The sequence below is a fragment of the Rhizobium freirei PRF 81 genome (assembly GCF_000359745.1).
GTDB classification, from domain to species: domain Bacteria; phylum Pseudomonadota; class Alphaproteobacteria; order Rhizobiales; family Rhizobiaceae; genus Rhizobium; species Rhizobium freirei.
Genome location: NZ_AQHN01000065.1, coordinates 84,653 through 106,366 on the forward strand (window position 1 = coordinate 84,653; position 21,714 = coordinate 106,366).

Annotated in this window: 17 protein-coding genes and 3 pseudogenes; 13 read left to right on the forward strand and 7 right to left on the reverse strand. The window is 58.8% G+C overall.

Translation table 11 applies throughout. The features are described from left to right. Window positions 1-50: 50 nt before the first annotated feature. Together RHSP_RS17240 and RHSP_RS17245 are read right to left on the reverse strand one after the other, a co-directional pair. Window positions 51-401: a DUF3088 domain-containing protein gene (locus RHSP_RS17240; RefSeq protein ID WP_004119910.1), complete on the reverse strand. Its 351-nt coding sequence runs from the start codon at window positions 399-401 to the stop codon at window positions 51-53. Between the two features lie 279 nt (window positions 402-680). Next, window positions 681-959 (reverse strand): hypothetical protein, encoded by a 279-nt coding sequence (locus tag RHSP_RS17245; RefSeq protein ID WP_004119911.1) that lies wholly within the window; start codon window positions 957-959, stop codon window positions 681-683. 519 nt (window positions 960-1,478) lie between these two features. On the opposite strand from RHSP_RS17245, the pseudogene RHSP_RS17250 reads away from it, so the two are divergent. After that, window positions 1,479-2,624 (forward strand): annotated as a pseudogene (locus tag RHSP_RS17250) (ISAs1 family transposase). 3 nt (window positions 2,625-2,627) lie between these two features. Here the strand turns inward: RHSP_RS17250 and RHSP_RS33095 are convergent. After that, entirely contained in the window at window positions 2,628-3,308 is a 681-nt protein-coding gene (locus RHSP_RS33095; protein WP_004119915.1) for an argininosuccinate synthase domain-containing protein, read from the reverse strand. A 1-nt stretch (window position 3,309) separates the two neighbouring features. Here RHSP_RS33095 and RHSP_RS17260 point away from each other — a divergent pair. From RHSP_RS17260 to RHSP_RS17275, 3 genes and pseudogenes are all read left to right on the forward strand, one after another. Further along, window positions 3,310-3,738, forward strand: a pseudogene (locus RHSP_RS17260) (beta-barrel domain-containing protein); the annotation flags it as partial. A 386-nt stretch (window positions 3,739-4,124) separates the two neighbouring features. Next, window positions 4,125-5,542 (forward strand): annotated as a pseudogene (locus RHSP_RS35965) (M10 family metallopeptidase C-terminal domain-containing protein); the annotation flags it as partial. Window positions 5,543-5,867: 325 nt separating this feature from the next. After that, entirely contained in the window at window positions 5,868-6,269 is a 402-nt protein-coding gene (locus tag RHSP_RS17275; protein ID WP_004119921.1) for a twin-arginine translocation signal domain-containing protein, read from the forward strand. Between the two features lie 431 nt (window positions 6,270-6,700). Here RHSP_RS17275 and RHSP_RS17280 read toward each other — a convergent pair whose 3' ends face one another. After that, window positions 6,701-7,750 carry a class I SAM-dependent methyltransferase gene (locus RHSP_RS17280; protein WP_004119923.1) on the reverse strand — a complete coding sequence of 350 codons (1,050 nt, stop codon included), beginning with the start codon at window positions 7,748-7,750 and terminating at the stop codon, window positions 6,701-6,703. Between the two features lie 1,038 nt (window positions 7,751-8,788). Here RHSP_RS17280 and msuE point away from each other — a divergent pair. From msuE to RHSP_RS33755, 9 genes are all read left to right on the forward strand, one after another. After that, window positions 8,789-9,364, forward strand: coding sequence for an FMN reductase (gene msuE / locus RHSP_RS17285; protein ID WP_028755187.1), 576 nt, complete (start codon window positions 8,789-8,791; stop codon window positions 9,362-9,364). Window positions 9,365-9,395: 31 nt separating this feature from the next. Continuing rightward, window positions 9,396-10,505 (forward strand): dimethylsulfone monooxygenase SfnG, encoded by a 1,110-nt coding sequence (gene sfnG / locus RHSP_RS17290; protein ID WP_004119927.1) that lies wholly within the window; start codon window positions 9,396-9,398, stop codon window positions 10,503-10,505. 122 nt (window positions 10,506-10,627) lie between these two features. Next, the gene (locus tag RHSP_RS17295; protein WP_004119930.1) at window positions 10,628-11,539 is read left to right on the forward strand and encodes an ABC transporter ATP-binding protein; all 912 of its coding nucleotides are present in this window, start codon (window positions 10,628-10,630) and stop codon (window positions 11,537-11,539) included. Continuing rightward, the gene (locus tag RHSP_RS17300; RefSeq protein WP_004119933.1) at window positions 11,539-12,435 is read left to right on the forward strand and encodes a branched-chain amino acid ABC transporter permease; all 897 of its coding nucleotides are present in this window, start codon (window positions 11,539-11,541) and stop codon (window positions 12,433-12,435) included. The genes RHSP_RS17295 and RHSP_RS17300 overlap by 1 nt, the downstream gene beginning before the upstream one ends. 1 nt (window position 12,436) lies before the next feature. Continuing rightward, entirely contained in the window at window positions 12,437-13,480 is a 1,044-nt protein-coding gene (locus tag RHSP_RS17305; RefSeq protein WP_004119936.1) for a branched-chain amino acid ABC transporter permease, read from the forward strand. Window positions 13,481-13,576: 96 nt separating this feature from the next. Then, the gene (locus tag RHSP_RS17310; RefSeq protein ID WP_004119939.1) at window positions 13,577-14,911 is read left to right on the forward strand and encodes an ABC transporter substrate-binding protein; all 1,335 of its coding nucleotides are present in this window, start codon (window positions 13,577-13,579) and stop codon (window positions 14,909-14,911) included. 89 nt (window positions 14,912-15,000) lie between these two features. Next, window positions 15,001-15,795, forward strand: coding sequence for an ABC transporter ATP-binding protein (locus tag RHSP_RS17315; protein ID WP_004119942.1), 795 nt, complete (start codon window positions 15,001-15,003; stop codon window positions 15,793-15,795). A 32-nt stretch (window positions 15,796-15,827) separates the two neighbouring features. Then, on the forward strand, window positions 15,828-17,075 hold the full coding sequence (locus RHSP_RS17320) for an SfnB family sulfur acquisition oxidoreductase (RefSeq protein ID WP_004119945.1): 1,248 nt from the start codon (window positions 15,828-15,830) through the stop codon (window positions 17,073-17,075). Between the two features lie 703 nt (window positions 17,076-17,778). Next, window positions 17,779-17,994 carry a response regulator transcription factor gene (locus tag RHSP_RS33755; protein ID WP_240535459.1) on the forward strand — a complete coding sequence of 72 codons (216 nt, stop codon included), beginning with the start codon at window positions 17,779-17,781 and terminating at the stop codon, window positions 17,992-17,994. 508 nt (window positions 17,995-18,502) lie between these two features. Here the strand turns inward: RHSP_RS33755 and RHSP_RS17325 are convergent. From RHSP_RS17325 to RHSP_RS17335, 3 genes are all read right to left on the reverse strand, one after another. Continuing rightward, window positions 18,503-19,318 carry a carbohydrate ABC transporter permease gene (locus RHSP_RS17325; protein ID WP_004119950.1) on the reverse strand — a complete coding sequence of 272 codons (816 nt, stop codon included), beginning with the start codon at window positions 19,316-19,318 and terminating at the stop codon, window positions 18,503-18,505. After that, window positions 19,315-20,007, reverse strand: coding sequence for a carbohydrate ABC transporter permease (locus RHSP_RS17330; protein WP_004119953.1), 693 nt, complete (start codon window positions 20,005-20,007; stop codon window positions 19,315-19,317). The genes RHSP_RS17325 and RHSP_RS17330 overlap by 4 nt, the downstream gene beginning before the upstream one ends. Window positions 20,008-20,369: 362 nt before the next feature. Next, on the reverse strand, window positions 20,370-21,710 hold the full coding sequence (locus tag RHSP_RS17335) for an ABC transporter substrate-binding protein (RefSeq protein WP_004119956.1): 1,341 nt from the start codon (window positions 21,708-21,710) through the stop codon (window positions 20,370-20,372). Window positions 21,711-21,714 lie beyond the last annotated feature (4 nt).

Here is a 21,714-nt window from a genome sequence, read left to right on the forward strand (position 1 = left end):
GGTGATTCTGTCCGGCTTTTGAGAACGAGTGAAGAACCGCTTTTCACTGGTTATGGATGTGGGAGCGGAAAGCAGTGCCGATCCGATAGCGCGGCAAGGATCTTGTCTTTCTCTGCGATGAAGATGCGCCCCTCATAAACCCCTGTTTGATGAGGCGAGCTGTCTCCCTCCGCTAGTACCAGCAAGGGCAAGGACTGGTTTTGCTCTCCAACAAGGGCGATGACGCTTTGTCTGGGTCTCGGCCATTCTATGCGCTCGACATTAAGCTTCATCGCCAAATCCGGGAACGAGGCCAGCACCCCCTCCAGAAGGGCGCAGTGCCAGCAATAAAACTGCTGACCTGGATAGGCAGAATCGTCAAAGCCCGGGCGCAGCAAGAACAGTCGGTCGCGGTTCGCCATTTCATTTCCTTTCCGATTTCAGTGCATTGTAGAGCGCGGGCTTGCCAATCTTCAAGTGCGCGGCAGCCTCTTGCACGGCCCGCAAAACGTCCGTTTGTCGGACAGGCTTTTTCCAGTTCGCCACACCTCCGCAACGAAATTGAAAGATTAGGCAAAGGTGCGGTATGGGTCAATTTAGGCCGAATAGGCTGTCCGAAATATCTCCTCTGTTCGAAAGCCTGCCAAGATAATTTATGACCAGGTCATTTTGCCCCGTACGGACAGTTATTGGACTGCGTGTCAGTTTCTGCAGTCGCTGCCAGTGATCAAGTCCCTGATCGGAAACATATCTTCGCCGTAGTGGTGAAGCCGGGTGTGATGCCGTCGGCATAACCACCGCACCCTTAAAGGCTCATCGTATTGATCATGATGGGCATCGACCGCTTCGATCCCGCAAACCTCGCATATTTGCTTTTCTAGCTCGCCTGCCTTCACCGCTCGCTGCACAGCAAGGTGAGCATCGTATTTGCCTGGATTGGCACGGCGCCAATTCGCTTGGCGGGTATCGGTTTTCAGCATCACAGCATCCTGCTTGTCTATCCCTGCATCACCTATGAAACGAGGTGCCGTGAATAGGCATAGCACGGCGTAAATCGTTCTTCATTTGTTTTCCCATCGGTGCCACGTGATTTCACAGGCACGTCCTTCGGACCAGGCTCTATTCCGCCGCAGCCTTGCTGCAGCTCCACGGAACCCCTGACGGGTTGGTGTTCCCACAGGTGGCGGTCCGTAATGTATTTAGGCGTGCTGGCTATGATGGACCGAGGTAGAAAGCGCGTGTTGTCGACTATGTAGCTGACGCTTCCGCTGACGCCCTCGAGTGCGGATGCTATGGCCCGATCGCACATCCTGTGAATAGTACTGCCCCATGCACCTGAAACCGCCTCCTGGGACCAGGCTTGCTCCAGCCCTTGCTTCAACACGATTGATCCGACGTCAAGGGAAGCGGTTTCGAGGCACGGCTCTGAACTCGGGTTAACGTTTCTTCCCTGAACGGTTTGGGTGTGATTCAAGAGTGTCGGTGATTTGGAGGCCGACATGTTTGAAGACGATCGCCCGCGGCTGCGGGTTTTGCTGGACCATTTTAGTCTCGTTGAGGATGAGCGGGAGCAATGGCGGGTCGCCCATCCGTTACCCGAGGTGCTTCTTCTGGTCGTTTGCGGGACGATCGGCGCATGCGACGATTTTGACGAGATCGTCGAATGGGGAGAGGATAACCTGGCGTTTTTACGTCGGTTTCTTCCCTATCACCATGGCATACCGGGTTCGCGCTGGCTGCGCATTCTGCTCAACCGGATCGATCCGGACCTGTTTTCGAACTGCTTCATATCCTGGGCGGCGACGCTTCGACCCGATGCTCCGGCGCTGGTGGCGATTGACGGAAAGACCTCGCGCGGCAGTCATGACCGGGCCAACGGCCGGGCGGCGCTGCATCTCGTCTCGGCTTTCGCCACCCGTGAACGGCTGGTTCTTGGACAAGAGGCAGTGGCAACGACAAGCTGTGAGCAGGACACCATCCCCTTGCTGCTGGAACGGTTGGCCGAAAAAGATCGCCTGAAAGGCGCGCTCGTGACCATCGACGCCATTGCCTGCAATGCCAAAACCGCCTAGGCGGTGCTCGATGCAGGCGCTGATTACCTCCTGGCGGCCAAGGCCAATCAGCCCGGCCTGATGGGTGAGATCGAGCGCTTCTTTGCCGACGCTCCGGCAAACCTCACCTCAACCGTGACCGAAGTCGACAAGGGCCATGGCCGGGTCGAAGAGCGGCGGGTCACCGTCTCCACTCAAATCGACTGGCTCTCCGGCGACAGGCGCTTTCCCGGCGAATACCGCTTCCCGTCCATCGCCACCATCGTCAAGGTGCAAGCACAAGTCTATGAAAAGTCCAGGCAAAGCAGCCAGGTCCGCTTCTATATCTCCTCACGGTCGATGACCGCGCTCCAGTTCGCCGAGGCCATACGTGGCCATTGGGCCATCGAGAACTCCCTCCATTGGGTACTCGACGTCACCTTCAACGAGGATGCCGCCCGATCTCGAACCGGGCATGGACCAGCCAACATGGCCGTCGTCCGACACTTCGCCATCAACATGGTTCGAAGCCATAACGACAAGCGCAGTATCAAACTCAGACGAAACAAAGCAGGCAGAAACCCACAATACATGGCCGAAATCATCCGAGCATGACTGTTAACCCGGATTCAGAGCCGTGGTTTCGAGGTGCCGCAGCGCGTCCATGATGATGGCCGCCGCGGGCGCCTCGCGGACCTCGAGAACCTTTTCACCGGTTGAAATGTGTTCGAGCCCGACAAAGCGGCCGTGTCCGAATTTACCAACTGTTTTATTTAGGAGCGGGATTGTGTCGATCAGTGCAACGTCATGGTCATCAATTGACACGAGATTTCCGTCGATAAACCCCAGTTTGATCTCTACCGGCTGCTGCGCGGCAATGTTACGGGTCCAATCAAACGCCTCTTCCGGGATAGAAAAGTTCTCGGGATCGTCCAAAGGTCCAGACTCAAATTCCCGGCACCAGAGGTTTTCGTCCCCGCTCCACGTGCGATCCGTCACAAAAGTCAGTCCGAACTTGGAGAGGGCGGCGGCCTTCTGCTGCCGGCAAATCACCGAGCATTCATACGGACTGCCGAAGTTATCGGAGTCCACGCGATAGATTTCCGACGCGGTGAGCGACACAGCACCGTAACCTTTGGTCCTGATGGTCTGGGGTGCCTGAACAACCGCAATTTGCTTAGCACCCGAGGAAAAGAACTGACCTATCTGGGATTGGGTCCAATATTGCGCTCCTTGCCCTTTTGATGCGCCGCGAACAAAAGCGAGAATCCCATCCTCGGTGGATACGAGATTCCACATGCGGCTCTACCAGCTCGCAGTCCACACCATCAACGGCGTCGTCATGGCAGGCGAGACGCTGATGCTCGTCGTACCGGAGGCAGATGATCTGACCGTCGAAGCCCGGGTGGCCACCCGTGACATCGACCAGATCCACGTCGGGCAGTTGGTCGAGATCCGCTTCAGCGCCTTTAACCAGCGCACCACGCCCGACGTCGAGGCGGAGGTCGTGACGGTCGCTCCCGACCTCGTAACCGATGAGCGCACCGGGGCCACCTATTATCCGCTGCGCATCCACCCCGATCCGGAAAGCCTCGCCAAGCTCAAGGGCCTTTCGCTCTACCCCGGCATGCCCGCCGAGGTCTTCATCAAGATCGCCGACCGTACCGTCATCTCCTACCTGACAAAGCCGCTCACCGACCAGATGCAGCATGCGTTTCGGGAGGATTGAGCAGCGCGTGGCTGGAGCGGCGAGTAGGTATCGGCGAATGAGGTGGGCGCCTCGGGCGGGGCAGCGGTTTTTAAGAACGATGCGTTCCGGGGGAATGCTTCGTCGGCGTATGGGGGTTCGCAGCGCCTCACGTGCAGGCTGTGGCTCATATGTAATTGGGGTTAGGACAGGAGCAGTTCAAAATCCTGCGCTAAGGACGAATGGATCATGAACATCGGTTATTGGCCTCTGAGTAGCAACGGTACAGAAAACCTAAGCGATCGGGCGGTTTATGGTGAGGTCAATCCTTCTCTACTGTGCGTCCTCCAAACTGGTACCGGAAGTCTTGACCCCTGCAGAACGGTACAGCCGTAACTGCGCACAATCGAAGAGAGAGGAATCCCAAGATGCCGCATCCAAGCCAGACCGGAAAACCAAGCCAGACGAGCGACGACTGGTGGATTAACGACCAGACGCCCGACAACCCATATGGCAAGAGCGAGGATTATGAGTCCTTTATCGACCATCTTGGGTCATTGCCCAGTTGGCTGACGCCCGAGATCGCTGCGGGAACGGTGAGGATCAATCTCTACGAACTCAACAACCACCCGGAATACAAGGCCGCCGCGATCGGCGCCTTAGAGATGTGGGCGTCTGTCACACCCCTGAAATTCGAAATCATCGACGACGCGCCGTTCGACGGCACCACGGACCAGATTGAGGTTGTCAGCCCCGAACTTGGCGAGGAGGACGATGGCATGGCCTATTCGAACGGTCACCATGTCAGCATCGGCCAGGGTTTCGACGACAAGGAAGCCCACAAGACCGATGTCGGCGGCTATGTCTTCCAAGCCTTCATGCATGAATTCGGCCATCAATTCGGTCTGAATCATCCTGGAGACTACAATTACAGCGGTCCCGACGGCGCGAGCCGATCACCTATCGGAACGATGCGACCTGGATATATGATCGGTGGCAATACAGCGTCATGTCCTATTTCGATAGCAACGCTGTCGGCGAAACCAGCCTCTGGTTTGCGTCGACGCCGCTTATGGCCGACATCGAGGCCTTCATTCGCCGCCTTTTTTCAACCGTTGACGCGAATGGAGTGCGCACCTACCAGCACATCGACCTCAACACAGAGAACAATATCTACGGCTTCGGGAGCCCACAGCGTAGCTACCAGCTGACCTCCTCTGGCAAGCAGCATGACATCGGCTTCGCGATCCATGATACCGGCGGGACCGACACGATCGATTTCTCCGGCTCGACGGCGGGTACGATCCTCGACTTGCGCGCCGGACATTTCTCCAGCGTCAACGGTTGCAGCAACAATGTTTCGATCTTCGCTGGACACAACGCGGATGCGACCGACTATTACGTCGAGAACGGCATCGGCAGCAGCCATGACGATGTCCTGATCGGCAACGACGGCGCCAACGTCCTCGACGGCCGCGGCGGCGCCGACCGCATGGCTGGCAACGGCGGCGACGATATCTATTTCGTCGATTCCCCGGACGACGTCATTCACGAGAAGGCCAACGGCGGGAACGACACCGTCATCCTCCTGTCCAAGAACCTGAAAATTCCGCAAATCGCCAACGTCGAACACATCATCTACGCCGACGAATTGCCTGGCAACGATGGCAACATCCTCTGTGGCGGAGCTGGCGAGGACACGCTGACCGGCGGCGAGGGTCAGGATACATTCCGCTTCTCGCCTGAGCTTGGGAACGGTAATGTCGAGCGGATCAAGGACTTCAGGGTGATCAACGACATGATCCTGCTGGACAGTCTCGTCTTTGAGAGCGGCGGTGGAGACGGCGCTCTCGCCTTGGGCGCGTTCCACGGGAGCGCGGAGGGCATCGCTCATAACGCAGGCGACCGCATCATCTACAACACCGATAGCGGCGCGTTGTCATATGACGTCGACGGAGGCGGAGAGCTTGCGGCCATTCAGGTTGCGCAGCTGACCCCAAATCTGAGGCTTTCGGCAGCCGACTTCATTGTCATCTAACTCGATACCAGGAGGGGCGCTTGCAGGCGCCCCTTCCGATACTACATTTGCAGTGGTTTATCTTTTCGAGCCCTTAGCTGAGCGGCAATCTCGCTACCGCAGGGCCTTGCGAGGCAATCATGGAGAGTGTGCGATGAAGCACCGGACCGACCGCCGCACAGTATTACAGGCCGTTGGGGCTGCGGCTGTTGCGGCGGTCGCCGGACCAGTCGCTGCTCAATCGTCGGATATTCGCGGCACGGTCACGTTCGAGGGCGGCGCGGTGATACCGAAGGGTCGTCTTGAGATTTATCTCGAGGACCGTGCCATTCAAAATAATGCGCGACGTCGCGCCACGGAAACGCGCATCAGAAGCGACGGCGGGTCAAAGGCGATAGCCTTTTCCTTGTCCCTGCCCGCAAGCTCGGCTGCTTCGAGAACGCTGCAGATCGTCGCGCGCTTGGAGCGTGCGGATGGCCTGCTGGTTGCGCGCGGGAGCACCCAGCTCAAGGCGGCTTCGCCTGTCGACGTCACACTCAACATCGTGATGTATTAAGGGGGCAAGACCAATGACTGACGACAGAACTCGTCTCGAAAATCGATGTCGACAGGTGACCGCCTGACTCGCGCGTAGACACTGGCTAATAGCGGCAGGCTTTGCTCCACCAAACTGGCGCACCATCAAATCCCAGGTTGAGAGATCGATCTGCGGGTGAGGGCACCCAAGGGCTAGGGACTTTGGTTGTTCGGCCGCCTTTCAGAAGGGGCGTGTGAGCTGCTCATAGGTCCGCCGGTACAAGGCGTCGCCAAACAGCCGCAGGACAGCGTTCCGGATCGCACTCGAACCCGGCCTAAGTTTATCGCAAGCGCGCGATTTCTCCTGTACCCAGCAGACGCGACCAAATTTCAAGGGCGGCTACCCGCTTTCCGACGTCACGCGCAGAGCGCCTGCCCCATCTGGCCGGACCGATGCGTCACTCATTCTCGTCAGGTTGCTTCGAGCACCATGTTGAGGGGCGTCTGGGCTGCACGCCGGATATGAGTGAAGCCGCCTGAGCGGATCACCTCGGCCAATCGCCGCTCTCCAGCTTGCGCACCGAGCGCGAGCCCTGTCTCCTGGGCAAGCGAGGTCGGAACGCAGATCATCGTCGAGGCTGAGTAGTAGAGCCGTCCAACCGGATTGATATTCTCCTCCAGGGTATCTCCGGCCGTTGGTTCGACCACCATCCAGACCCCGCCTTTTTTTAACGCCTTTCGGATATGAGCCGCAGCGGCTTTCGGGTCGCCCATGTCGTGCAAACAGTCGAAGCAGGTGATCAAATCGAAATCTCCGCCGTCGAAATCCTGCGCCCGGCCAACCTCGAAGTGCAGGTTCGTCAACCCGTGTGCCTGGGCGTGCGCGATCGCAGCGGCAATCGAGCCTGCATGGAAGTCGTAGCCCACAAAGCGGGAATTGGGAAACGCCTGCGCCAGAAGGATCGTGGATAGCCCGTGCCCACATCCGACGTCCGCCACCTTCGCGCCCGTTTCCAATCTATCGATTACACCGTGGAGTGCCGGCAGCCAGTCCTGCACAAGGGAATTAATATAACCTGGGCGGAATAGTCGCGCGACGGCGCAGAACATGCAGCCAGCCTGATCTCCCCAGGCAACGCCTCGGCCGGTTTTGAAGGCGGACTGCACCTTCGGCTGGTTTTCGACCATCGCAGCAGCGATATCGAACGCGCCAACGAGATTGACCGCGCTGTCCGGCTCGGCAAACACGAAGGCCTGCTCCGGCGTCAGCGAGAACAATCCTCGCTCATGATGCACATAACCTGAGGCTGCCTGTGCCGCCAGCCACTCCCGCACATAACGAGGTGCGCATCCCGAGGCATCGGCAAGTTCGTCGGCCTTCACCGGCCCGACTGCCTTCAGCGTCCTGTATAGCCCGAGAGCATCTCCAATCCGTACCAGCGGCACGCTGAGCGCTCCGCCAAGGTCGTCAAGGACGCGGCTCACGAGTTCATTGAGCGTTGTTTCGTTGATTTCTGTCATGTGAAATTCCTCGTGATTTGTGGCGGCCTCATGCGCCGCTTGTGGTTCAAGGGGTCGGAAACAGATGAACTCGATGCCCTCGATTTCGGATGTATGCACCGCCTACGCTTTGCGTAGACGCTCATCTAGAACCTGCGCATCCCTCTAACTGCATGGCCTTCTCGCACGACAGTAACGCGTAGACGCTTGCGGTGCGCAAACTGGGCGGTTTAATCGCCATCCGTTTTCAGCGAATAATGCCGCCGATGGTACCTCCGTCGCGCTCTTGGGTTTAGCCCCCCGGCTTCTTCTGAGCACTACTCGTGCCAATCAGGTCGCCCCCGCAACCGTCCGAGATTGCGGATGTTTCATCGGGGGGGTGTAGGGTTGCGGACATGTCGTGTCGCAATCCGCCCCCGATCAGTGCCACGATGAAGAGGAAGTTTTGGGAGGGGCGACAACAAATGGGCGAAGACGGTATTAACGAACGCCCGGATCTCGATGCAAGCTGCGGGTCTGAAAGCCGAGGAACTGAGAATGGCCAACACTGATCTAATTCCGGCATCACTGCTCGCACGCAAGGCTGTCGTATGTCTGCGGCAGTCACAACCAGAGGTCATGTCTAACTTAGAATCATAAGCGGCCGAAGAATTCGTTTTTCTTTCCCAACCTGATTTCGCGATTCAAAGGTGCAGACGGACAGGCTGGTTGCGATTTCGCTCACTGGGGCGACCAGCCATAATCCCCATCGGCCTCCCCAACGCGTGCACTGGGTTGGACGCCGGGCGATCAACGGCCAATATAAAGTTTGTAAGGCGCTTAAGAAAATGACTGCCCTCAGAGCTCGTATGTCGATCAGTCCCCGCACTTCGGCGTCAGTTCTTCAGCACCCATCGTGCCATGCACGACAGATTGCGTTTGAGAAAATTCTTCCGATAAGCCATCGCTCAAAACAGTAATTCAATCCATTTTGCTCGGAAGATTAGAACATCTTCGCCTTTCTAAAAGCTACTAAATATATAGGGTAAATTATCTAATCAATCGGGACTCGTGGTCATCATGAACATCCTCGCGCTGAGTGGCAATGTCAAAAGACCGTCCCGCACGGCGTCCTTGGTGAAGGTCGCCGCCGATCGCCTGCGGCAGCGCGTTGGTGGCCACGTGCAGTGCATCGAGCTTGTCGATGCAGCACCGGTGCTCTTTCGGGCGCTCAGAGCTGATCAGCTCGATACCGAGGGCAGGGCGGTCATTGCCGCGGTGGAAGGAGCCGATATCATCATCGCCGGATCACCCGTTTATCGGGCGTCCTACAGCGGCGCGCTGAAGCATCTGTTTGACCTTGTCGATCATCGAGCGCTGACGGGCAAGCGCGTCGTCCTCGCCGCAACCGGCGGCACGCCGTTGCATGGCCTGATGCTTGAGCACCAATTGCGGCCGCTCTTCGGCTTCTTCAATGCGCTGACCGTCCCGACCTCGATCTATGCGCTTGAGGCCGACTTTACCGATCACGAGCTCAGGAATCCTGCCGTCCTCGAGCGCGTGGATCGAGCCGTCGAAGAGGTTTCTGAAATCACGCCGGCGCTCGACATCGGAGCGATCGCGGCCTCGGCAAAACACAGCGGATTGGCAGCTTAGCCATAGAACGAAATTCCAGAGGGAGCCTTACATGACTTTTTCCAATGCCTCAAACGATCCGGTCAAATTTGCCTATTGGGTGCCGAATGTCTCGGGAGGACTGGTGATTTCGAATATCGAACAGCGCACAAGCTGGACGATCGAATACAACAGAAAGCTTGCGCAGATCGCCGAAGCGAGCGGTTTCGACTATGCCCTAAGCCAGATCCGTTTCACGGCAGGCTATGGAGCGGAATTTCAGCATGAGTCCGTTTCGTTCAGTCAGGCCCTTCTTGAATCGACGACGACATTGAAGGTGATCGCAGCGATCCTGCCTGGTCCTTGGAATCCGGCCGTTGCCGCCAAGCAGATTGCCACCATCAATCACCTGACCAACGGGCGCGTCGCAGTCAATATTGTCAGCGGCTGGTTCCGCGGTGAATTTGCCGCCATTGGCGAGCACTGGCTTGATCATGACGAGCGCTATCGCCGCTCGGAGGAGTTCATCCGTGCGCTTCGCGGTATCTGGACCGAGGATAATTTCACCTTCCGCGGCGATTTCTATCGCTTCAACAATTATTCGCTGAAGCCGAAGCCGATCGATCCGCAGCCGGAAATCTTCCAGGGCGGCTCCTCACGCGCAGCTCGCGACATGGCGGCGCGTGTGTCGGACTGGTACTTCACCAACGGCAATACGCCGGCCGAGATCCGCAAGCAGGTTGACGACATCCAATCGAAGGCCAAGGAGAATGGCCATTCAGTGCGGATCGGGGTGAACGCCTTCGCAATCGTGCGCGAAACCGAGGAAGAAGCCAAGGCAGTGCTTGCCGAGATCATCGAGAAGGCCAATCCCGAGGCGGTCAATGCTTTCGGGCATGAAGTTAAGAACGCCGGCAAGGCGTCGCCGGAAGGCGAAGGAAACTGGGCGAAATCTTCTTTCGAAGACCTCGTTCAATATAATGATGGCTTCCGCTCGAACCTCATCGGCACGCCACGGCAGGTTGCCGAGCGGGTTGTGGCGCTGAAGCAGGCGGGTGCGGATCTGATTCTGCTGGGCTTCCTGCATTTCCAGGAGGAGGTCGAGTATTTCGGCAAGCATGTGATTCCGCTGGTTCGTGAGCTCGAAGAGGCCGCCAGCACGCAGCCAGTGGCGGCCGAATAGGCCTCGCTGCAGCAAAATACCTCGTAAAGTGAAACATGATGGGTGCGTGGGCCGATTGGTCCACGCCGACGGGATTGGCGTGCCATGTTCAAGCCGCGCCCGAGCCGAATGGAGGACACTGAATGCCTGCCGCGACCTATTCCCTTGACGTGCTGGATCCCGGTACGCTGCGGGACTCCGGCGACCAGATTGCCCGCGCGTTGCCACCGGGCAAGACCGGCGGCATCCCGCAGCATGACGAAGAGACCCATGCTCTCTCTTTGCATGGCATCAGCCTGTCATTCGGTGGCGTCGCTGCCTTGGTCAATGTAGACCTTTCTGTTGAGCCGGGGGAGATCCGGGCGATTATCGGTCCAAATGGCGCAGGCAAGAGTTCGCTGATCAACGTCATCAGCGGTGTCTATCGCTCGAACCATGGCCATGTTCGTATCGGCTCCAACACCTATCGTCATGTGCCGACGGAGCGATTGGCATCGCTTGGCGTTGCGCGCACGTTCCAGAACCTCGCCTTGTTCAAGGGCTTGAGTGTCACTGATAACGTCATCGCCGGTCGAGCCTATACCGTGTGCTCGACCTTTGCCGAACAGATCCTCGGGCTTGGCCGCGCGCGCCGCGAAGAGGCGGATGCACGCGAGCGGGCGGCCCGTATTCTCGAGTTCCTGCATCTGGGCCAGGTCAGCCATCGTCTCGTAGGCACGCTGCCCTACGGACTGCAAAAACGCGTCGAGCTCGCCCGCGCCCTGGTGGCGGAACCGAAGATCCTGCTTCTAGACGAGCCTATGGCGGGGATGACGGCGAGCGAAAAGAACGACATGGCCGACGTCATCCGGTCTGCCCGAGATCTGTATGACACGACGGTGATCCTCATCGAACACGATATCGGCGTGGTCATGCAGCTTTCCGACCGGATCGCGGTCCTCGATTACGGCCGCAAGATCGCCGACGGCAGCCCGGACGAAATTCGTGCCGACGAGCGCGTCATCGACGCCTATCTCGGCGTCGTTGCGGAAAACGAGGATGGGGAGGGCATCTGATGGCAGATTTCGACTGGCCGTTTCTGATCGAAGTGCTGGTTGGCGGCCTGCTGTCGGGCGTTATGTATTCGCTCGTCGCAATCGGTTTCGTGCTGATCTACAAGACGTCGGGCGTGCTTAATTTCGCTCAAGGGGCAATGTTGCTGTTTGCCGCGCTGACCTTTGTCAGCCTTCTTGAGCGTGGCGTTCCCTTTGCCTTGGCGCTCGTCATTACATTCGCTGTCATGGTGCTGATCGGCATTGCCATCGAGCGTACCGTGCTGCGACCATTGACCAACAAGCCGCCGATTACGCTTTTCATGGCGACGCTCGGGCTCTCCTATATCATCGAGGGGGCGGCTCAACTCATCTGGGGCACGCAGGTCCACGGTCTGGAGCTCGGGATCGAGGATGTTCCATTCGACATTGGCGGCGTGTTCATCAGCCAGTTCGATCTTTTTGCGGCGGCAGTCGCTGCTGCGATGGTGGCGGCGCTGTCCGCCTTCTTCCGCTACACCCGAATTGGGCTGGCATGCCGGGCTGTAGCGGACGATCAGTTCGCTGCGCTTGCAGTCGGACTGAAACTGCCCTGGATTTGGGCAACGGTCTGGGCGGCTGCCGGTGTCGTGGCGCTGGTGGCTGGCCTGCTATGGGGCGCGCGGCTCGGCGTGCAGTTCTCCCTGTCGCTGGTGGTGCTGAAAGCGCTGCCCGTTCTCGTGCTTGGCGGCTTTGATTCCATTCTGGGTGCGATCGTCGGCGGCCTGCTAATCGGCGCGACAGAGAAGCTCGCGGAAGTCTATATCGGCGAATATTTCGGCGGCGGCATCGAAGGTTGGATTGCCTATGTCGCAGCACTCGCCTTCCTGCTCATCCGCCCCTCCGGCCTGTTTGGGCAAAAGCTCGTGGAAAGGGTCTGATATGGCCGTCGTTACCACCGATCATCATCCCACACGGCTTTTCAGCCGCTGGATGACGCCGATTGCCATCCTTGCCGGCGCCTATCTCGTGGTTCCCTTTGTCGGTTCGACCTATTTGTTCGAGGCGATCCTTTTGCCGTTCCTGGCGCTCAGCCTTGCCGGCGTCGGGCTGAATCTGCTTACCGGCTATGCAGGCCAGGTCTCGCTCGGAAGCGCCGCCTTCATGGCCGTCGGTGCCTTTGCTGCTTACAATTTCAATCTGCGCGTCGATGGCCTGCCGTTGATCGTCAGCATCCTGCTGGCCGGCCTTATGGCGGCGGTGATCGGCATCGTCTTCGGCCTGCCGAGCCTCAGATTGAAGGGCTTTTATCTTGCGGTGTCGACGCTCGCCGCGCAGTTCTTCGTGCAGTGGGCTCTCACCAAGTTTAGCTGGTTTTCAAACGACTCTGCCTCCGGGGTCATTGATGCGCCGCCTCTGACGCTTGCGGGCGTCGAGTTTACGGGCCCGGCAGGTCGCTATCTCTTTTCACTTACGATCGTGGTGGTGCTGACCTTCCTGGCGCATCGGCTGACGACCTCTCAAACCGGGCGCAACTTCATCGCCGTTCGGGACAATGAGATCGCGGCGCGCATCATCGGCGTGCCCGTACTGAGAACCAAGTTGCTGGCCTTTGCGATCTCCTCTTTCATCATCGCGGTTGCGGGAGCGCTTTGGGCCTTTGCTTACCTGAGGACCGTCGAGCCGGCCGGCTTCAATCTCGACCGATCGTTCCAAATCCTTTTCATCATCATCATCGGCGGGCTTGCCTCGACGCGGGGCGCCTTTCTCGGCGCCGCCCTGATCGTCGTCTTCCCGCTCGTGCTATCTCGATTGGGCTCGTTCCTGCTCGGTGATGTTTTCGATTCCGGCGTGCTCGACATGAGCCAGCGCATCGTGCTCGGCGCCTTGATCATTCTGTTTCTGATCCTGGAACCGGACGGGCTTTCCTCGCTTTGGGGCAAGATCCGAAGGCGGTTGGGCTCTGCCATCGACAGGCCGGCCTGACCAAGCCGGGGCACAAGCTCCGCAAACATCAAACCCATCGCTCATTCAACCCAGTTCCGGCCATCACACCGGACAATACCCGGAGTGTATCCAAACATGACCATGCTTGCGAAATTGAAGGCCGCTGTCATTGCGGCTGGACTAGCCGTCTCGGCCGCGATACCGGCCGCCCATGCCGATGAACAATATTTCCCGCTGCAGAGCTATCGCGTCGGGCCCTATGCGGCCGGCGGCACAGGTTTCTTCGGTGGTTTTATCGATTATCTGAACCTCATCAACACGCGGAATGGCGGCGTCAACGGCGTCAAGCTCACCTGGTCGGAAGCGGAAACGCAATACGAGGTTGAACGCGGCGTCGAGGCCTACGAGCGTCTCAAGAGCAATCCGAATATTGCCGCCTGGAACCCGCTTTCCGTCGGTATCGCCTATGCCATGATCGACCGCATCACGCAGGACAAGGTGCCGTTGATCACCATCAACCATGGTCGCACGGATTCCACTGATGGCCGCGTTTTCCCCTATGTCTTTCCGCTGCTGCTCAATCCCTATAGCGAGACCTCGGGCATCGTGAACTACATCGCCTCGAAGCTCGGCGGTCTCGACAAGCTGAAGGGCAAGAAGATCGTCGTGCTGTATCACGGCTCGCCCTACGGCAAGGAAACGATCCCGATCTATGAACTCTTGTCGCAGAAATATGGCTTCGAACTGCAGCAGATCGAGGTGCCGCATCCCGGCAATGAGCAACAGGCGCAATGGCTGACGATCCGCCGCGCCAAGCCGGATTACGTCGTCCTGCGCGGCTGGGGTGTCATGAACCCGGTCGCCCTGAAAACCGCGGCCAAGACCGGCTTTCCTGCCGACCATATCATCGGCAATGTCTGGTCGAACTCGGAAGAGGACGTGATCCCGGCCGGCGACGCCGCGAAGGGATATACCGCCATCACGACCCAAGCCTCCGGCACGGAATATCCGATCGTCCAGGAGATCGTGAAGACGCTCTATGACAACGGCAAGGGCAATCTGGAAGACAAGAAGCGCATCGGCTCCGTCTATCATAATCTCGGTATCGTCAACGGTATCCTGAACGTCGAGGCGATCCGTATTGCCCAGGAAAAGTTCGGACATCGGACTCTGACGGGCGACGAGGTCCGCTGGGGCTTCGAGCACCTGCAGCTTGATCCGGCTCGCGTCGAGGCGCTCGGCGCCAAGGGCCTGTTCCATTCCATAAACGTCACCTGGGACAATCACGAGGGCAACGGCTACGTGACCTTCCAGCAGTGGGACGGCAAGAAGTGGAACGTCGTCTCCGATTGGATTGCGCCGGACTGGGCACTGCTCCGGCCGATCATCGAGAAATCCTCGGAAGCCTACGCCAAGGAAAAGGGCATCAAGTTGCGCACGTCCGAAGACGCACAGGCCGTGACGAACTGAGCCCGGTGGCTGGGCATCGGCAGCGCGGTCCTGCTGCTGTCTGCCGGTGCCCGGCTCGCATACGAAACCACACTGAGATTGGGTGGACCATGGCTGGAAAAGACGTTCTGCTGAGCGTGGACGGGATCAAAGCGACCTACAATGGAGCAATCACGGCGCTTCACGGTGTCAGCTTCACACTGCGCCGCGGCGAGATTCTGGCGCTGCTGGGTGCCAATGGCGCCGGCAAGACGACGACGCTCAAGGCGATTTCGAACCTGCTTCCAGCCGAGCGCGGCGAGATTACCGCCGGCGGCGTCCTGTACGAGGGCCGCGACGTCACCACTGCAACGCCGGCCGAATTGGTGCGCGCCGGCCTCGTGCAGGTCCTTGAGGGCCGGCATTGCTTCCGCAATTTGACCATCGAGGAAAATCTCGTTTCCGGCGGCCTTGGACGGAGCGGCTCGCGCTCCGAGATCGCCGCCGATCTGGAGAGAATATACACGATTTTTCCCCGACTAAAGGAGAAGCGCCGCGCGCTGGCCGGTCTTACCTCGGGCGGTGAACAGCAAATGGCGGCGATCGGCCGTGCGCTGATGTCGCGTCCAAAGCTTTTGGTGCTCGACGAACCGTCCATGGGGCTGGCGCCGATCGTCGTGCAGGACATTTTCCGGACGTTGCGGCGGCTGAATGTTGAAGGCGGTCTTTCCATTCTCGTTGCCGAACAGAATTCGGCGATCGCCCTGCGTTATGCCGACCGCGCGACAGTCCTCGAAAACGGCGCTGCAGTGCTTTCGGGAGATGCGGCCGAGTTGCGCGGACGCGACGACGTCAAGGCATTTTATCTCGGTCAGAAATCCACACCGGCATCCATACCCGCCACAACAAGCCTCCCACAGGCCTGATCGGCCGCCATCGTCAACCAGGAGAATCCATCATGACGCTCTCACAGGTCAATACCGAAAATGCCGTCAAGGCTGTGCCGGCGGTTCCTCGTCCGGCTGAGCCCGCCCATGTCATCAAGGACGATGCCGAGGCAATCGCTGTTGCCCGCCGGCTTGCGGCCGAATTCGTGAAGGACTCCGCCAAGCGCGATCGCGAACGCATTTGGCCCGTCGCCGAGTTGGATGCCTTTTCGCAAAGCGGCCTATGGTCGATCAATGTGCCAAAGGCCTTCGGCGGCCCGGAGGTTTCGTACGCCACGCTTGCAAAGGTCATCGAAATCATATCGGCGGCGGATTCATCGATCGGTCAGATCGCCCAGAACCATCTGGGGGTCGTCGCTGCCATCCGGACTGTATCGGATGTCGCCCAGCAGAAACTCCTGTTTGCCGAGGTGCTGAAAGGCACCCGTTTCGGCAACGCTTTTTCGGAATTCGGTTCCAAACGGGCGGTCGATTTCGAAACGCGCTTCAGCGATGCCGGCGACCACGTTGTCGTCAACGGGCGCAAGTTCTATTCCTCCGGCGCTCTGCTCGCGCATCTTGTGCCGATCGTCGCGCTCGATGACGAAGGGCGGGCCTGGTATGCGATTGCCGAGCGGGATGCGCGGGGGCTCACCGTCATCGATGACTGGTCCTCGTTCGGGCAGCGCACGACGCTGTCCGGCACCGTGCTGCTCGACAACGTCAAGGTGCCGAAGACCCATCTCGTGCCTGGATACAAGGGCTATGAAGTGCCGAGCGCAGATGGTGCGATCTTCCAGATCATCCAGGTTGCCGTCGACACCGGTATCGCACAGGCCGCCATTGACGAGACGGTCGCCTTCGTGCGCACCAAGAGCCGGGCATGGGTGGATAGCGGCCAGGATCATGCCTGGGAGGATCCCTATACAATCCAGGCCGTCGGCGACCTGACGCTGCGCCTGCATGCCGCGCAAGCGCTTTTGGAAAAAGCCGGCTATGCAATCGACCGCGCCGTACTGAACCCCAATGCGGAGACGGTCGCCGAAGCGCAGATCGTCACGGCCGAGGCCAAGATCCTATCGACCGAAATCGCGATTGCTGCGACCAACAAGCTGTTCGAACTCGCAGGCACTCGCTCAACACTCGCCGAGCACAACCTCGATCGCCATTGGCGCAATGCGCGCACCCATACGCTCCATGACCCCGTGCGCTGGAAATACGCCATTCTTGGAAGATATTTCCTGAATGGCGAAAATCCCCCGCTGCATGCGTGGAGTTGACGATCCGCAAAAGTCTCTTGCGCCGTCACGGCGTGAGAGACCTCAAGGTTCGTGGCAAAGTGAACCAAATGCGGCCTCTGCCAAACATATGTCGGAGGCGTTGACGAATAAGCCAATATGATCTGCATTATCAAAAGCCGGAGCAGCCGATGGCGCGCATGGATTCGTCTTCGCGCCGCATTTACCTCCTGGCGGCTTTGACGAATTCGTCGGAAAGGTCGTGCCGCTTTTGCAGGAGCGGGGCGTGTATCCGCACCGAAGGCGGAGAAGAGACGCTCCATGCCAACCTCGGCTTGCCTAAACAGTTGCCGGCGGCTGCCCCGTCAGGCTTGGCGGCGGTGATATGAATGATGACGGCCGCCGGCTGTTGCGAGATCGCCAGCGCTTTCGCTGCGACATCCGGCCCTTCGACACGAAAGGCTCTCCTTTTTAAGGGGGTACTTTGGTCAGGCGGCCGGTTCAACCGACAGTCGCTGTCGTGAGTCGGTTCAGAGATTGCTCATCTCGCCATCGAAACCGATTTTTATTGACACTTACCGGCCCCGCCACTGAGGTTCTAGCGCATTTGGCGCCACAGTTGACGATTTGGCACGGTTCTTGAGTCTCGCTTTGGGATCGATCACGGTGACAAGCGCATTGTCCCTTCCGAACCTCTCGCCGGCTCAAGACTCCACCTAGGAACCGCACGATGCAAAACTCGGCCATGAACACGGAATATCCAGCCATCTCAAACCGCGAAAAAGCATGCCTCGCATGGACTGCGAAAGGTAAATCATCGTGGGCGATCGGGAAGACATTGAGCATATCGGAGCACACGGTAAATTTTCATCTTAGGAATGCCATGCGAAAGCTAAACTGCAGCAGCAGAATGGCTGCTGCATTGAAAGCTGTTGAGCTCGGAATCATTGGATGGCATTAGGAATCTGTAATTCGCATCGGGAAGTGCAGGACTAACCGGAATTCGAGTAGAGGGTCGATGAACGAGAAATATCTTCCCATCGCACCAGCAGGTCAGAAGCTCAGAACGCAGGCGGAGCTCGCCTTAAACCCCCTCCGGCGGGGGGCGGGTATATTAACTTCTGCCTTATCGAATCGAGAAATGGGCAGGTCTCCCCGACTTATGAAACTATCTTGCGGCTATCAAGTTGGGCTTGAGGTCAATATTGCTGAACTCGTTCGAAGCTAAATAAGAGATCTTGCGCGGGGGGCGGATCACTGTCACGGGAAGCGGTTTAGGTATGCGAAAAGAACACGCCGGTACGCATGCGAGATGCTCGCCTCGGATCTGGCGACGAAGCAGTTCACTCCCTTTGTCATAAGACTGAGGCGGGTATGGATGCGCCCGAGCTTCTCTAGCGAGGGTGACGGCTCGGAGGAACAATCCCGCCCACTCCTCGGAATTCTCGTGCTTGCACCGTGTCCAGTCGTCATTTGAGGCCGCCATGGGCAAGACCTGCAACGAGATAACGCTGCAGGAAGAGTGCCACCAGATAGACTGGTGCGATGCCCGCGAGAGAAGCAGCCGCCATCTGTCCGAAATTGACCAGCCGATCCCCCTGGAAGAGCGAGATGCCGACGGGAAGCGTGCGCGTCTCGTCGGAAAAGGTGAAGGCGGAGGCAAAGAGGAACTCGTTATAGGCGAGGACCGAGACAATGATCAGCGTCGCCACGATGCCTGGCACAATGATCGGCACGACGATATGGACAAGGATCCGGAAGGGGCCGGCTCCGTCGACTGCTGCCGCCTGTTCAATCTCCAGCGGCATGCGCCGGAGAAAAGGCGTGAGAAGCCAGAAGGCGACGGGAATATTGGCAAAGCCGTAGAGCATCACAAGTCCGGCATGCGTGTTGAGGAGCCCGGTTGCCTTGAGAAGATAGAACAGGGGAATCAGAGCCACGATCGGTGGCGCCATGTAGCTCGACAGAGTGAGATCACCGAGCCACTTGCCACCGATGCCGAGTCGCAGCACGGCGTAGGCGGCGGGGAGGGTGAGCAGCAACGTCAGGGCGCCGGCGAGCAGCGATACGGCAACGGAGTTGGCTATGAATCCTGAAAGACAGGCAGCCTCGAAGGCGGCCGGCCAATTGTCGAGCGTCGGGCTTGTCGGCAGGAAGTGCCCGCTCAGCACGTCGTCTTTGGTCTTGAAAGAAACCGAGATGAGATACGCGATCGGCAGAGTGAAGAAGATGAAGATCGGCGCGGTCGCGGCAACGAGCAGAATGTCGGAGCGGTTGATCTTCATGCGTCTTTCCTCTCGAGATGCTGGTGAATGCGGATGACGGGCCAGAGCACTGCGCCAATTACCAGACTATAGATCAGGGTCTCGGCGGCGGCGCGGGCGACATCGAACTGTTCCAATGCGCGGCGATAGATGGAGAAGCCGGTCGTCGTAGTGGCAAAGCCCGGACCGCCGAACGTCAGGACATAGACGAGGTCGAAGACCTTGAAGGAGAGAATGAGCTTCAGGAGATAGATTGAGGAGAGCGGCGCCGCCACGAGCGGAAGCGTGATGTGCCAGAAGCGTTGCAGAGGTGATGCTCCATCAATGATCGATGCCTCGTGGACGCCTTCGGGAATGGTCGAAAGGGCGGCGAAGCTAAGGATGACGACGAAGGGCGTCCATTGCCAGACATCGGCAACCGCGATCGCGAACCAGGCAAAGACAGGATCGCCCAGGAAGCTTACGGGCGCGTCGACAATGCCAAGGTTCAGGAGCACCCCGTTCAGGAGCCCTCCGGCCGGCGCGAGGATCAACTTCCATGCGACTCCCACCATCACCGGCGGCGTCATGAGCGGCAGCAGGATCAGGCTTACCAGGAACCGTCCGGCCTTCAGGAGCTGGCTGAAGAGCAAGGCGATCAAAAAGCCGATAGCCAGCTGGGTACTCGCCGTGATGAAAGCATAGGCGATGCTCTTGGTCAGAGAGGTCACAAACAGCGGATCCTGGAGGACGTCCCGCACATGTCGCAATCCGACAAAGCTGCGGAAGGGTTTCCCGAGCGTGCTTTTGCTGAGCGCAAGGGCCACCAAGAGAGTGTGGGATAGACCAGGGTCGAGGCGAGCCCGAGCAAGATCGGAGAGATCCACAGCCAACCGATGACCCGGTGTGCCGAAATACCGTGATCTGCCGTCGTTGAGGCGGCGCGTCTTCGAGCGGGGGGGAAATCGATCGCAGTCATGTCATCGTGCCTGTGGTCTTCGTCGTTCTTCTCTGGAAAGGCGTGCCCCCTCGGCCGCGAGCCACGCCTTTGGGACTGGTGTACGACGTCCGCAGGTGGGCCGGGGCTCAATGATCAGCCATTGGCTTCGATGATGTTCGTCCAGGACTTATGGGCATCGGCGATCGCCTGTTCGGCACTTTTGGTCCCGGCAAGGGCGAGGGAGAGTTCATCGGTCAGCGCGTTTTCCAGCTTCGGGGCATAAACGGCCGTGGGCCAGGCGAGGCTGTTTTCAAGTGCACCGTCTGCCAGCAGCGGCTGGACGAGCGGCTGGAAGGCCTTGAACTTTTCGGAGTTAAGGCCGGAGTGACGGTCGGGATCGATACCGGAGCCGGTCAGCGTGAGCAGTTGTTCGTGGTAGCCCTTGCTGGTCGCGAGCTTGATCAGTTCCCAGGCGACGTCCTTGTTCTTCGACCCGCTGGTGATTGCGAAGCCGAAACCGGCGTTGAAGGCAAGACGCGGTGTCTTGTTGGCGCCACCGACTGGAATGCGGGTGACGCCCCACTTGTCGACGATCTTCGAGCCCTTGGGATCCTGGGCGTAGCCGCCGAGGTCAGTCCAAAAGTCGATCTGGGCGGCCTTACCGCTGAGGAAGGCGGGTAGACCTTCCTCGAAGCGCGTCTCGAGCGGCGTCGGCAATGCATGCGGTGCGGATGCGAGGAGCGACTTCAGCGCCTCCACGGCTTCGGCGCTGTCGAGGGCCGAGGTGCCGTCTGCTTTCAGGAAGTTGCCGCCAAAGCCGGTGAGGCGGTTGGCATAGGTCGACAGGATGATCACCGGGATCTTCGCGCCCAGGACTGCAGCACCGTAGATACCGTTCTTGGATTCCGCGTCGGTGATGATCTTGGCGTTTTCATTGTATTCGTCCCAGGTCGTTGCTGGCTTGAGGCCATAACGATCGAAGAGTTCCTTGTTGTAGAACAGAAGGTGGCTGTCGCCGTCATAAGGCAGGCCATAGCGACGGCCTTCATGCAGCGTGTACTGGTCATAGATCGTCTGGATGAAGTCGTCGGGTTGGATTTCCGCCTTGTCTTTCTCGATCAAGTCAGTGACGTCCTCGATCACGCCGTCCTCGGCCAACTGGCCCTTGTAGGTATAGAAATAGTCGATGACGTCGAATTCACCGGCTCCAGATTGAAAGTCGAGGGTCGCCTTGACGCTGACCTGGTCGTAGGGAACGGCGGTTACGTTGACCCTCGCACCCGTAAGCTTCTCGAAATCCTCGGAGATCTTCTTGCCTGTGACGACATGCGGCTGAATGATCAGGAGATTGAGGGTGTGTCCGGCGAACCGATTGCCTGCGGCCAGGGCGGAGGACAAGACGCCCGATGAGAGAAGAGGAAGCGCTCCTGATGCCAGCATGGTCTTCAAGACCGTGCGGCGGCGATATGCTTGGTCGATGATGGGGTCGGACATGAAT